13 protein-coding genes are annotated in these 12990 nt (G+C 71.9%); 6 read left to right on the forward strand and 7 right to left on the reverse strand.

Features of this window, described 5'->3' with window-relative positions:
• Positions 1-49 precede the first annotated feature (49 nt).
• The 3 genes from GQR16_RS12845 (at position 50) to GQR16_RS20060 (ending at position 4756) form a co-directional block, all read left to right on the forward strand.
• Positions 50-1627, forward strand: coding sequence for a CoA-acylating methylmalonate-semialdehyde dehydrogenase (locus GQR16_RS12845; protein ID WP_157415554.1), 1578 nt, complete (start codon positions 50-52; stop codon positions 1625-1627).
• A 20-nt stretch (positions 1628-1647) separates the two neighbouring features.
• On the forward strand, positions 1648-3060 hold the full coding sequence (locus GQR16_RS12850) for an aspartate aminotransferase family protein (protein ID WP_157415555.1): 1413 nt from the start codon (positions 1648-1650) through the stop codon (positions 3058-3060).
• Between the two features lie 172 nt (positions 3061-3232).
• Positions 3233-4756, forward strand: a complete 1524-nt coding sequence (locus GQR16_RS20060) for a flavin monoamine oxidase family protein (protein WP_170298498.1) — start codon at positions 3233-3235, stop codon at positions 4754-4756.
• Here the strand turns inward: GQR16_RS20060 and GQR16_RS12860 are convergent.
• The 4 genes from GQR16_RS12860 to GQR16_RS12875 all read right to left on the reverse strand — a co-directional run bounded on the left by GQR16_RS12860 (position 4653) and on the right by GQR16_RS12875 (position 7840).
• Entirely contained in the window at positions 4653-5408 is a 756-nt protein-coding gene (locus GQR16_RS12860) for a Pr6Pr family membrane protein (RefSeq protein WP_157415557.1), read from the reverse strand. The genes GQR16_RS20060 and GQR16_RS12860 overlap by 104 nt on opposite strands.
• Before the next feature lie 44 nt (positions 5409-5452).
• Positions 5453-6265 carry an amino acid ABC transporter ATP-binding protein gene (locus GQR16_RS12865; protein ID WP_157415558.1) on the reverse strand — a complete coding sequence of 271 codons (813 nt, stop codon included), beginning with the start codon at positions 6263-6265 and terminating at the stop codon, positions 5453-5455.
• Complete coding sequence (locus tag GQR16_RS12870; RefSeq protein WP_211373509.1) at positions 6252-6920, reverse strand: amino acid ABC transporter permease; 669 nt, start codon at positions 6918-6920, stop codon at positions 6252-6254. Before GQR16_RS12870 ends, GQR16_RS12865 begins: the two co-directional genes overlap by 14 nt.
• A gap of 113 nt (positions 6921-7033) precedes the next feature.
• Positions 7034-7840, reverse strand: a complete 807-nt coding sequence (locus GQR16_RS12875) for an amino acid ABC transporter substrate-binding protein (RefSeq protein ID WP_157415559.1) — start codon at positions 7838-7840, stop codon at positions 7034-7036.
• A 292-nt stretch (positions 7841-8132) separates the two neighbouring features.
• Between GQR16_RS12875 and GQR16_RS12880 the strand changes: the two genes are divergently transcribed.
• The gene (locus GQR16_RS12880; protein WP_157415560.1) at positions 8133-8462 is read left to right on the forward strand and encodes a hypothetical protein; all 330 of its coding nucleotides are present in this window, start codon (positions 8133-8135) and stop codon (positions 8460-8462) included.
• 87 nt (positions 8463-8549) lie between these two features.
• Here GQR16_RS12880 and GQR16_RS12885 read toward each other — a convergent pair whose 3' ends face one another.
• Genes GQR16_RS12885 through GQR16_RS12895 form a run of 3 tightly spaced genes read right to left on the reverse strand, consistent with a single transcriptional unit; the run spans position 8550 to position 11293 of the window.
• Positions 8550-8825, reverse strand: coding sequence for a hypothetical protein (locus GQR16_RS12885; protein WP_157415561.1), 276 nt, complete (start codon positions 8823-8825; stop codon positions 8550-8552).
• Positions 8826-8870: 45 nt separating this feature from the next.
• On the reverse strand, positions 8871-10070 hold the full coding sequence (locus GQR16_RS12890; RefSeq protein WP_157415562.1) for an acyl-CoA dehydrogenase family protein: 1200 nt from the start codon (positions 10068-10070) through the stop codon (positions 8871-8873).
• Positions 10067-11293, reverse strand: a complete 1227-nt coding sequence (locus tag GQR16_RS12895) for a CaiB/BaiF CoA transferase family protein (protein ID WP_211373510.1) — start codon at positions 11291-11293, stop codon at positions 10067-10069. Before GQR16_RS12895 ends, GQR16_RS12890 begins: the two co-directional genes overlap by 4 nt.
• A gap of 116 nt (positions 11294-11409) precedes the next feature.
• Between GQR16_RS12895 and GQR16_RS12900 the strand changes: the two genes are divergently transcribed.
• Both GQR16_RS12900 and GQR16_RS12905 read left to right on the forward strand, forming a co-directional pair.
• Complete coding sequence (locus tag GQR16_RS12900; protein ID WP_157415563.1) at positions 11410-12171, forward strand: FadR/GntR family transcriptional regulator; 762 nt, start codon at positions 11410-11412, stop codon at positions 12169-12171.
• On the forward strand, positions 12161-12949 hold the full coding sequence (locus tag GQR16_RS12905) for a cache domain-containing protein (RefSeq protein ID WP_157415564.1): 789 nt from the start codon (positions 12161-12163) through the stop codon (positions 12947-12949). The genes GQR16_RS12900 and GQR16_RS12905 overlap by 11 nt, the downstream gene beginning before the upstream one ends.
• Positions 12950-12990: the final 41 nt, after the last annotated feature.

Here is a 12990-nt window from a genome sequence, read left to right on the forward strand (position 1 = left end):
GCACCAGTGCGGCCGCGGCATCCGTCGCTCCACCACGAAGGAACTGCTCATGAGCATCACCGAGACCGCCTCGTCGCCCGCCTCGACGTCTGAAGCGCCCGTCATCGGGCACTGGATCGACGGCGCCCACCGCGCATCGACCTCGGGGCGAACCGCCCCCGTGTACAACCCCGCGACGGGTGCCGTGCAGGCCGAGGTCGCGCTCGCCGACCAGGCCGAGATCGACGCGGCCATCGCGTCGGCGCACGCCGGGTTCCAGGTGTGGAGCGGCTACTCGATCGCCAAGCGCCAGACCGTGCTCTTCGCGTTCCGCGAGCTCCTGAACTCGCGCAAGGGCGAGCTCGCCCACATCATCACGGCCGAGCACGGCAAGGTCGTCTCCGACGCCATGGGCGAGATCCTCCGCGGCCAGGAGGTCGTCGAGCTCGCGACCGGCTTCCCGCACCTGATCAAGGGCGCCTACTCCGAGAACGCCTCCTCGGGCGTCGACGTCTACTCGGTGAAGCAGCCGCTCGGCGTGGTCGGCATCATCAGCCCCTTCAACTTCCCGGCCATGGTGCCGATGTGGTTCTTCCCCATCGCGATCGCCGCGGGCAACGCCGTCGTGCTGAAGCCCTCCGAGAAGGACCCCTCGGCCGCGCTCTGGCTTGCAGAGCTCTGGCGCGAGGCCGGCCTGCCCGACGGCGTGTTCACCGTGCTCCAGGGCGACAAGCTCGCCGTCGACGGCCTGCTCACGAGCCCGCTCGTGCAGTCGATCTCGTTCGTCGGCTCGACACCGATCGCGCAGTACATCTACGAGACCGCCTCGAAGCACGGCAAGCGCGTCCAGGCGCTCGGCGGTGCCAAGAACCACATGCTCGTGCTGCCCGACGCCGACCTCGACCTCGTCGCCGACTCGGCCGTCAACGCCGGCTACGGCGCCGCCGGCGAGCGCTGCATGGCGATCTCGGTCGTGCTGGCCGTCGAGCCCGTCGCCGACGAGCTGATCGCCAAGATCTCCGAGCGCATCGCGACCCTGAAGATCGGCAACGGCGCGGGCGTCGACACGGCCGACGGAACCGTCGAGCCCGACATGGGTCCGCTGATCACCGCGGTGCACCGCGACAAGGTCGCCTCGTACGTCGACATCGCCGAGGCCGACGGCGCGACGGTCGTCGTCGACGGTCGCGGCCTCACGGTCGACGGCCACGAGGACGGCTTCTTCTTCGGCCCGACGCTGCTCGACAACGTCCCCACGACGAGCCGCGCCTACACCGAGGAGATCTTCGGCCCGGTGCTCTCGATCGTGCGCGTCGAGTCGTACGACGAGGGGCTCGACCTCATCAACTCGGGCCAGTTCGGCAACGGCACGGCGATCTTCACGAACGATGGCGGCGCGGCCCGCCGGTTCCAGAACGAGGTGCAGGTCGGCATGATCGGCATCAACGTGCCGATCCCCGTGCCCGTCGCCTACCACTCGTTCGGCGGATGGAAGCAGTCGCTGTTCGGCGACGCGAAGGCGTACGGCGTGCACGGCTTCGACTTCTTCACCCGCGAGAAGGCCATCACGAGCCGCTGGCTCGACCCGGCCAAGCGCGGCGACTCCGCCAACACCGGCATCAACCTCGGCTTCCCCCAGAACCACTGACCCCGCGAGGACCCTCCATCATGACCGACACCCTCAGCGACACCGCGACCGCGGTGCACACCGACCGCCACGGCGCCGTGCACGCGCTGCCCGACCCCGCGGCCGAGGCCCAGGTGCGCGCCGACGACCGTGCGCACGTCTTCCACTCCTGGAGCGCGCAGGCGCTCATCGACCCGCTGCCCATCGCGGCGGGCGAGGGCTCGACGTTCTGGGACTACCAGGGCAACGCGTACCTCGACTTCAGCTCGCAGCTCGTGAACCTGAACCTGGGCCACCAGCACCCCGACCTCGTCGCCGCGATCCAGCAGCAGGCCGGGCGTCTGGCGACGATCCAGCCGTCGATGGCGAACGACGTCCGCGGCGAGCTCGCGCGCCGCATCGCCGAGATCGCCCCGGGCGACCTCGACAAGGTGTTCTTCACGAACGGCGGCGCCGACGCCAACGAGTACGCCGTTCGCATGGCCCGCGCGGTCACCGGACGACGCAAGGTGCTGTCGATGTACCGCAGCTACCACGGCGGCACCGCGACGGCGATCTCGCTCACAGGCGACCCGCGCCGCTGGGCGAACGAGCCCTCCGACGGGTCGGTCGCGCACTTCTTCGGCCCCTACGAGTACCGCTCGTCGTGGGGCTCGACCACGCCCGAGGAGGAGGCGCAGCGCGCGCTCGCCCACCTCGAGCAGGTCATCGTGCTCGAGGGCGCGAACACGATCGCCGCGGTCATCCTCGAGACGATCGTCGGCACGAACGGCGTGCTCGTGCCGCCGCCCGGCTACCTCGAGGGCGTGCGCGCGCTGGCCGACAAGTACGGCATCGTCTACATCGCCGACGAGGTCATGGTCGGCTTCGGCCGTGTCGGCGAGTGGTTCGCGGTGAACCACTTCGGCGTCACGCCCGACCTCATCACCTTCGCGAAGGGCGTCAACTCGGGCTACGCCCCGCTCGGCGGCGTCGTGATCTCGCAGCGGATCGCCGCGCACTTCGACACGGTGGCCTTCATGGGCGGCCTGACGTACTCGGGCCACCCCCTCGCGTGCGCCCCCGGCGTCGCCACGTTCGAGGTGTTCGAGCGCGACGGCATCCTCGAGCGGGTGCGCGACCTCGGCGAGCGCGTCGTCGGCCCCCGCCTGCGCGAGATCGCGGCGAAGCACCCGTCGGTCGGCGAGGTGCGCGGCCTCGGCCTCTTCTGGGCGATCGAGCTCGTGAAGGACGCCGAGACGCGCGAGCCGCTCGTGCCGTTCAACGCCGCCGGTGCCGATGCCGCCCCCATGGGCGCGGTGGCCGCTGCGTGCAAGAAGGCCGGCCTCTGGCCGTTCGTGCACTTCAACCGACTGCACGTCGCTCCCCCGCTCGTGATCAGCGAGGAGGAGCTGCTGCGCGGCCTCGACATCATCGACGAGGCGCTCACGGTCGCCGACTCGTACGTCGTCTGACGCAGGGCGCCACCCGCTCGAGTCGCCCGGTTCCCCCTCGGAACCGGGCGACTCGTCGTTTCCGGGCGAGCGGATGCCGCGGGCCGGCGCCACGCGCGCGTACAGCGCCGGGCAACCGGGCGTTCAGGGCGGCGTCGTGTGGTCGGCGACGCCCTCGGCTAGCCTGAGTCGCATGGACGAACGGGGCGCGTCGAGCGGGATGCCCCGGCGCACGTTCCTCAGGGCGGGCCTTGCCACAGGGCTCGCCGGGGTCTCCGCGATCGTGCTCGCGAGCTGCACGTGGAACGAACCGCGTCCGACCGCGACGCCCACGGCCACCCCCACTCCGACGACGCCGGCCACACCGTCGGCCGTGCCGCGCCCGACGAACATGCGTCGCTCCGCGTGGGGCACCGACCCGTATGCGCGCGGCGCGTTCAGCTTCGCCGAGTTCGGCTCGACCGACCAGATGCGCACGCGGCTCGCGACGCCCATCGGCGGCCGGCTCGTGTTCGCGGGCGAGGCGACCTCCTCGCTCGCACCCGGCACGCTGCAGGGCGCCCGCCTCTCCGGGCTCCGGGCCGCGGGCGACATCGCCGGACTCGCCGAGGCCGGCGAGCGCGTCGCGGTCATCGGCGCCGGCCTGGCCGGGCTCACGGCGGCTCGCGAGCTCGCCGAGCGGGGCTTCGAGGTCGTCGTCATCGAGGCGCGCGACCGCATCGGCGGGCGCGTGCAGTCCATCGTCGACGACGCGTTCGGCACGCCGGTCGAGCTCGGCAGCTGGCTCGTCGGCGACGACGAGAACCTCGTCGAGGCGCTGGCCGCGGCATCCGTCGGCACGACCGAGTTCCTGGGCACGGCCGTGGTCGTGCGAGCCGACGGCACCCCGCTCGAGCCGTCGACCGCCGGCGCCGAGGCGCTCGAGCGCGCCCACGTCTGGTCGCAGGCGCTCCCCCACGACGTGTCGGTCGCGACCGCCCTGCTGCAGTCGGGCGAGGTGCCGGCCTCCGAGACGCCCGGCGCCGACGGCGTGAGCCCGGCCGGCTGGCTGCGGCACGCCGTCTCGAGCGGGCTCGAGCCGCTGACGGGCGCCGCCGCGACCGTGGTCTCCGCACAGGCCTGGGATCCTGCGCCGCTGCTCTCACCGCCCTCGGACCTGCGCGTGCCGACCGCGCCGATCTCCGACCTGCTCGACCAGCTCGCCGACGGCCTCGACGTGGTGCTGATGAGCGGCGTGACCCAGATCGCCTACAGCGACACCAGGGTGAGCCTCCGTCTCGACACGGGCGAGTCCCTCACGGTCGACCGGGTCGTCTCCACGCTGCCGCTCGGCGTGCTGAAGACCGACCAGGTGCGGTTCCAGCCCGCGCTGCCCCGCCCGTACCAGCTCGCCATCTCGCAGCTCGGCATGGGCGTGGTCGACGTCGTCTGGCTCGCCTTCGACGACCCCTTCTGGCGTGCGGATGTCGCGGCCGACCCCTCGGCGGAGGCGGAGTCGCCCGACGCCGGCTCACCGGCATCGGTGCTCAGCGTGGTCGGCGGGTTCCCGACGGTCGCACGGTGGATCGACGTGGGCGTCGCGACCGGGTCTGGCGAGGCCGCTCTCGTCGGCGTCATCGCCGCAGCGCAGGCGACCCGCCTCGAGCAGCTGTCGGATCAGGACTTCCTGTCGGCCGTGCTCGCCGATCTCGAGCCGTTCGCCACAGCCACCGGTTGACGGCCACGAGCGTCGCCGTCAGCGCGAGGAAGATCGCGAGCACGATCGTGCAGGCGACGACGACGCCGACCACGCTGCCGACCTGGGCCTCGTCGAGGAAGAAGTACGGGTACCACCCGACATCCGCACCCCTGATGAGGGTGTAGATCAGCCAGCCGACCGGGAACGGCAGCACCCAGCCGACCGTCGACCACGGCACCGCCGGGTTCACGCCGAGCACGCTGTCGACCGACCACGCGATCACGGCGAGCGCCGGCACGACGAAGTGCAGGAGCGTGTCGGACCACGGCACGTCGACGCGGTACCCGTGCGACGAGGACTCGGCCACGATGATCGCGAACACGATGCCCGAGAGCACCACGTAGACCGTGACGCACGTGCGGAGGATGCCGAGCCACGCCGGATCGCGCGGGGCGCTCAGCGCGAAGACGGCCGCGATGGTCAACGTGATGACGGCGAGGAACGCCGACTGGATCGTGAAGTAGCTGAAGAAGTTCGCCGTCGCGAAGCTGCGGAACCCCAGCACGTAGCGGAAGTTGCCGACGAGGGCGACGATCTCGAGCACGACGATCGCCAGCCGGAACACCCCCAGCAGCATGCGCGCCCGCCGAGTCCGGGCCTCTTGCGAGAGTCCGGACGTGACGGCGGGCATGCCTCAACGCTACGCCAGCGTCGCCGCCGGGGCTCGTCGGCGGCTCAGTCGAGCGGGCGCAGGATGCGGTCGAGGAACTGCCGGGTGCGCGCCTCGCGCGGATTCGTGAACATGCTCCCCGGCGCACCGCGCTCGACGACCACGCCGCCGTCCATGAAGAGCACCTCGTCGGCCACCTGCCGGGCGAACCCCAGCTCGTGCGTGACGACGACCATGGTCCAGCCCTCGTCGGCGAGCTCCTTGATGACCTTCAGCACCTCGCCGACCAGCTCGGGGTCGAGCGCGCTCGTGGGCTCGTCGAAGAGCAGCAGGTCGGGCTTCAGCGCCAGCGCGCGCACGATGCCGACGCGCTGCTGCTGCCCGCCCGACAGGGCGAACGGGTACGCGTCGCGCTTCTCGGCGAGGCCGACGCGCTCGAGCAGGGCCTCGGCGTCGGCGATCGCCTGCGCCTTCGGCACGCGCTGCACGCGCACCGGGCCCTCGATGACGTTCTCGAGCACGGTCATGTGCGGAAAGAGGTTGTGCTGCTGGAACACCATGGCCGAGCGGTCGCGCATCGCGAGACGCCCCTGCTTGGTCACCTTGGCCGCGAAGTCGAGGTCGGGCCCGCCGTCGAAGCTCAGGATGCCGGCATCGGGCGTCTCGAGTCCGTTCAACGAGCGCAGCACGGTCGTCTTGCCCGACCCGCTCGGGCCGATGAGCACGACGACCTCGCCGCGCCGCACCTCGAGGTCGATCGAGCGCAGCACCTCGTTGTCGCCGAACGACTTGCGGATGCCGCGTGCGGTCAGCAGCACGGCATCGTCGGGCGTCGCTCGGGGCGCGAGGGGGTCGGCAGGGATCTCAGACGGCGACATAGCGGTCCAACCTCTTCTCAAGACGGCCCTGCGCGCTCGACAGGACGAGGCAGAAGAGCCAGTAGACGAGCGCCGCCTCAAGATAGATCAGCATGAACTCGCGGCTGAACGCGGCGATCTCCTGGGCGACCCGGAACAGCTCGGTCACGAGGATCAGCGAGGCGAGCGACGTGTCCTTCACGAGCGAGATGAACGTGTTCGACAGCGGTGGCACCGAGACGCGCGCGGCCTGCGGAAGGATGATGCGGCGGAGCGTCGTGCCCGACGACATGCCGATCGTGTACCCGGCCTCCCACTGGCCCTTGGGCACCGAGAGGATGGCGGCACGGATGATCTCGGCGCCGTACCCGCCCACGTTGATCGAGAAGGCGATGATCGCGCTCGGCCACGGATCGAGCACGATGCCGATCGCCGGCATGCCGTAGAAGATCACGAAGAGCTGCACCAGCAGGGGCGTGCCCCGCACCACCGAGACGAAGAACCTCGCCGCGCCCGAGAGCACGCGATTCTTCGAGAGCCGCGCGAGCGCGACGCCGAGCGCGATGACGAGGCCGATCGCGAACGACGCGAACGCCAGCGGGATCGTGCCGCTGATGCCGCCCCAGACGATCGGCCAGAAGGAGTCGAGGAACAGTTGCCAGCCCGAGGAATCCACGTCGGCAGCCCCTTCCGATCAGGCGAACGGCCCACCCGAGACGCGAGCGCGTCCGCCGGAGCGGACGCGCTCGCACTCGAGCAGGTGCGTTCGCACGCTTGCTCTGGAAGGTACTACTGCGAGACGTCGGCGCCGAAGTACTTCTCGCCGATCTCGGCGAGCGTGCCGTCTTCCTTGAGCTTCGCGAGGGCTTCGTCGACGGCCTTCACGAGGGCGGTCTTGTCCTTCGTGAAGGCGAGGGCGCTCTCGCTCGGGTCGGTCTCGGCGACGACCTCGAGCTTCGCGTCGGGGTTGGTCTTCAGGTAGTCGAGGAAGGTCAGCTTGTCGTTGACGGTCGCGTCGACGCGGCCCTGCTCGAGGAGCGCGACGGCCTGGGCCCAGCCCTCGACGGCCTCGACGTTCGCGCCGGCCTCGGTCGCGAGCTCGTAGAAGTTGCTCGTCAGCGACTGCGCGGTGGTCTTGCCCTTCAGGTCTTCGAAGCTCGAGATCGACGTGTCGCCCTCGTTCACGACGACGACGCTCGGCGAGACCGTGTACGGCGTCGAGAAGAGGTAGGACTCCTCGCGCTCGGGGTTGATCGAGACCTGGTTCGCGATCACGTCGAACCGGCCGGCCTCGAGGCCCGCGAAGATCGCGTCCCACTGGGTCTCCTGGAACTCGATCTCGAGACCGAGCTCGTCGGCGACGGCCTCGGCGATCTCGACGTCGTAGCCCACCAGGTCGCCCGTGCCCTCGTCGTGGTAGCTGAACGGACGGTAGGTGCCCTCGGTCGCGACCGTGAGCGTGCCCGCCTTCACGAGTCCGAACTCGTTGTCGGCCGCGTCGTCGCTCGCAGCGGGGGTGCCGCTCGAGCAGGCTGCGAGGGCGAGGACGGCTGCGGATGCGGCGGCGAGGCCGAGAATGCTGCGGACGCGTGACATGGGTGGTGCTCCGTTCGTGGGGATGGCAGATCGTGCCGGTACCGTGTTCGGCCGCCCGGCGCTGTTCGAGTCCATCACGCGGGCGACCTAGAGGGAAACCGCGTGACCCCCCGTTGCATTCCCGGAGCGGCGTGCGCATGCGCGTCGGGCGGGCGCACTTCGCGCGAGATACACGCTCCGGCGCCGGACGCGCAACCCCCGATATCGCCCGCGGCGGCATCGCTACCGTTGCGAGGTCGTCGGAAGCTGCCGGCGGCCCGGTGTCCCCGCACCGCTACCCGAAGGGAACCACATGATCACCCTGTCCTGGCTCCTGCTCCTCGCCCTCGTCGGCGGCGTCCTCGCCCTCGTCGACGGCATCTGGCGTCTGCGCGCCCGCGGCGGCTCGACCGTCGTCGGCGTCATCGAGGTCATCGTCGCCGCGCTGTTCCTGCTCTCGTTCTTCGTGCCCGGCATCCCGTGGGGCCCGCTCGTGCTCGGCGTCGCCACCATCATCGCGCTCGTCGTCGCCCTCTTCGCCGGCGGCCGCACGGGCCGCGGGGTCACGATCGCCGCGCTCGTCGTCACGGCCATCTGGGTCGTGCTGGTCAACCACTGGCTGATCATCCCCGGCATCAACTGACGCCACCGCACCACGCGGCGCGCTGCGCTGCACGCCGAAGGGCGCCAGGGCATTCAGTCCCTGGCGCCCTTCGGCGTCGTCGGCGGCCTACGCCGCGTCGTGCGCGTGCTCGCTCGCGTGCGCGTTCGCCCAGGCGAGCGCCTCGACCGCGTCGATGCCGAGTTCCGGATGCCGCGTGCGGAACTCCGCCGAGCACCCGCTGTAGTCGGCCTCGAGGCGTCGGGCCGCCTTGACGAGGGCCGGTCCGGCCGTGGCGCCGAACCTGGCGATGACGCGGGCATCGTCGCGCACCGGGACGGGGGCGGTGCCCCATCCGGTCCATTCGACGACGGCGCGGGTGAGTCGAGGCTCCATTGCCTTCATGACTGCTCCTTGTTGGTGATGGTGGTGATGGTGACGCGAGTGGTGCTAGAACGCGGCGATGCCCGTCAGGGCGCGGCCGATGACGAGCTGGTGGATCTCGTCGGTGCCCTCGTAGGTGCGCACCGACTCGAGGTTGGCCGCGTGCCGCATGACGGGGAACGCGTTCGTGATGCCGTCGCCCGCGAGGATCGAGCGCGCCTGGTGCGCGATCTCGAGCGCCTCGCGCACGCTGTTCAGCTTGCCGACCGAGATCTGGGCGGGCGTCAGGGCGCCGCGCTCCTTGAGCCGGCCGAGGTGCAGGGCGAGCAGCACGCCCTTCTCGACCTCGACGAACATGTCGGCGAGCTTCGCCTGCGTGAGCTGGTTCGCGCCGATCGGCTTGCCGAACACCTCGCGCGTGGTCGAGCGCTCGAGCGCCGACTCGAGGCACGAGCGCGCGGCGCCCATGGCCCCCCAGACGATGCCGTAGCGCGCCTCGTTGAGGCATCCGAACGGGCCGCTGAGTCCGCGGGCGCCGGGGAGGATCGCGTCGGCGGGCACGCGGACGCCGTCGAGGTCGACGTCGCACTGCACCGAGGCGCGCATCGAGAGCTTGCCGTCGATGGGCGTCGCCGTGAACCCGGCCGTCGAGGTCGGCACGAGGAAGCCGCGCACGGCGGCGCCGCCCTCGCCGAACGCGCCCGACGGGTCGTCGACGCGGGCCCACACGACCGCCACGTCGGCGAGCGACGCGAGGCCGATCCAGCGCTTGGCGCCGTCGATGACCCATTCGTCGCCCTCGCGGCGCGCGGTCGTGGTCATCGCCGCCGGGTCGCTGCCGCCCTGCGGCTCGGTGAGCGCGAAGCATCCGATGAGGTCGCCGGCGGCCATGCCGGGCAGCCACTGCTGCTTCTGCTCCTCTGATCCGTACTTGTGGATCGCGCTCATCGCGAGCGAGCCCTGCACCGACACGAACGTGCGCCAGCCGCTGTCGGCGGCCTCGAGTTCGAGGCAGACGAGCCCGTAGGCCACGGCGCCCGCGCCGGCGCATCCGTAGCCCTGCAGGTGCATGCCGAGCAGGCCCGCGTCGCCGAGCACCTTGACGAGCTCGCGGCGGAAGTGCTTGTTCTCGAAGTCGTCCTCGATGATCGGTGCGATCTGCTCCTGCGCGATGGCGCGGGCGCGCTGCTGCCACTCGCGCTCCTCCTCGGTGAGCAGGGCGTCGAGGTCGAACACCGAGTCGATGCGGGGGGCGGTGGCGGTCATGCGTGCGGTCCTTTCGAGGGTTCGTGCTGGTCGAGCGGATGCCAGTCGGCGCCGTGGTGCTCGTCGAGCCGAGGCGGCGGGGTGACGTAGGTCGCGGGGGTGGCCGACAGCCGGATCGGGTTGGCGACCGAGCGGCTCGGCCACGGGTCGTCGGCCGAGCCCCCGCCGCCGGGCCGGCGCGTCTCGGCGACCGGCTCGAGCCCGAGCGACTCGGCGAACGCGATGGCCTCGGCGATGTCGTTCACGAGCCCGGCGGGCACGCCGGCCGGCTCGAGCAGGGCGATCCAGTGCGCGGCGGATGCCGCGGCGAGGCGCTGCTCGATGATCTCGGTGAGCTCGTGCCGGTGCGCGACGCGCGCGCCGTTCGCGGCGAAGCGAGGGTCGTCGGCGAGTGCGGGTTCGCCCAGCACCTCGGCGAGCGCCCGGAACTGCTTGTCGTTGCCGACGGCGATCACGAGCTCGCGGTCGACGGCGTGGAACACGGCGTAGGGCGCGATGCTCGGGTGCGCGTTGCCGAGGCGGCGCGGCGGGGCGCCCGTGGCGAGGGTCGAGGCGGCCTGGTTCGTGAGCGCCGAGAGCAGGCTGCCGAGCAGGTCGAGCTCGACGAGCTGGCCGCGACCGCTGCGGTCGCGCTCGCGCAGGGCGAGCAGGATGCCGGCGAGCGCGTTCTGCCCGGTGAGCACGTCGACCAGCGCGACGCCCGCCTTCGCGGGGTCGCCGCCGGGTTCGCCGGTGATCGACATGAGCCCGCCGACGGCCTGCACGAGCAGGTCGTACCCGGCGAGCGCCGCGCCGCGACCGGCGCCGAAGCCCGTGATCGAGCAGTAGACGACGCCGGGGTTGCGCGCCTGCACGTCGTCGTAGGCGAGCCCGAACCTGGCCATGACGCCGGGGCGGAAGTTCTCGATGACGACGTCGGCCGAACCTGCGAGCCGATGCGCTTCGGCCAGCCCCGCGGCATCCGTCAGGTCGAGGGCGACCGAGCGCTTGTTGCGGTTGACGCTGCCGAAGTAGGTGGCCTGCCCGTTCGCGTCGACGGGCGGGGTCCAGTGCCGGGTGTCGTCGCCGGTCGGCGGTTCGATCTTCACGACGTCGGCGCCGAAGTCGGCGAGCATCATCGTGGCGTAGGGGCCGGCGAGCACACGCGAGAAGTCGGCGACGCGGATGCCCGCGAGCACACCGTCGGGTCGACCTGCCGGCGCCGTCGTGGGCTCGTCGTGCATCGCTTCCGCCTTCGCGTGTGTGGCACGGCGTCGGCGCCGCGCGAATACATCCTATCTTGAATGATTTCTCCGCGCGCCGCCAGCCGACACCCCCCTGCTCCACTAGCCTGAAACGCATGGAATCGAGGGTGGGCCCCGGCGCACGCGAAGCCGTGTTCGCCCAGCTCGCCGATGCGGGTCGCGCCGAACAGGTCGCGCAGCGCCTCACCGACGGCATCGTGCTCGGCGTGCTCCACCCGGCCGAGCGCCTGCCGAGCGAGCCCGAGCTGGCCCGCCGCTTCGGCGTCGCCCTCATCACCGTGCGCGAGGGCCTCGGCATCCTGCGCGAGGCCGGCCTCGTCGAGACCCGCCGCGGGCGCGACGGCGGCAGCTTCGTCGTGCCCGACGACGCCGACCACCGCACGATCCTCACGGCCCGCCTCCGCGCCCTCGCGCTCGTCGAGCTCAGCGACATGGCCGTCTACTTCGGCGCGATCCTCGCCGGCATCGCCGAGCGCGCGGCCGAACGCGCCTCCGACGCCGACGCCGAGCGCCTCGGCGCATGGCTCGACGGCTCCGACTTCACGACCGCCGCCGGCGCCCGCACCAACCAGGGCGGGTTCTTCCTCGAGCTCGCGGTGCTGAGCCAGTCGGCCAGGCTCGTGCGCGAGCAGATCCGCCTGCAGGCCGAGTTCGGCCCGCTCCTGCTGCTCGGCTTCGACGACGAGGGCGAGCGGGCGGATGCCGCGGCCGCCGACCGCCGCATCGTCGCCGGCGTCGCCGCACACCGCCCGACCGACGCCCGTGCGGCCGCGGGCGAGCTCGTGACCGCCCTCGCCGGGCGGCTGCTCGCCGCCAAGGCCCGGGTCGAACGTGGAGGTGGCATCGATGCCCACTGATCAGCCGACCCCCGACCGCGTGCCGGCCGCCGCGCTCGACGCGGCCGCCGCCGTCTCCCGCCTGTTCTCGGGGGTGTTCGAGCAGCTCGCCGCCTGGCGCTCCCCCATCGAGCAGGCGATCGCCCCCGGCATCCGCGAGATCGCCGCCGAGACCGCGGTGGGCGAGGTGCGACCGGCCGAACTCGACCAGGTCGTGGCCGGCCTCGTGCTGCCCCGGCTCACCGAGCCCGACCCGCTGCACGTCGGCGCCGGCTTCATCGCCGACGGCGAGATCGTGCGCGGGCGCGACGTGCACTTCGCGTGGTGGCTCGGCCCGCTCGCCGACAACCCGGTGCTCGGCTCGACCGACGCGCCCACCAGGCTCGACCTCTCGACGCGCGGCTACACCGAGTACCTCCGCGACTTCCGCGCGCTCGAGTGGTACCGCATCCCCTCGACCACGCGCCGCGCGCACGTCACCGGACCCTACGTCGACCACCTCTGCACATGCGACTACCTGCTCACGCTCACGATGCCCGTGCATGCGCCCGACGGCGAGCGCATGGTCGGCGTGGTCGGCGCCGACATCACCGTGCGGCGGCTCGAAGCCGAACTGCTCGCCCGATTCCTCGCGGCCGAGGCCCCGCTCGCGCTCGTGAACGCCGACTCGCGGGTCGTGCTCTCGACGGAGCCGTCACTGCAGGTCGGGCAGCTCGCAGGCGACGCGGCCGCGACGGTCGCGTGCGAGGGAACGCCGTTCCGGGTGCTCGTCGCGCCCTCGGCGGCGGCCCGGCCGTAGCCGCAGCTGTGACCGGCCGGGCCCCGCGACATCCGCCCGAC

The sequence above is a fragment of the Agromyces allii genome (genome assembly GCF_009749385.1).
GTDB lineage: Bacteria > Actinomycetota > Actinomycetes > Actinomycetales > Microbacteriaceae > Agromyces > Agromyces allii.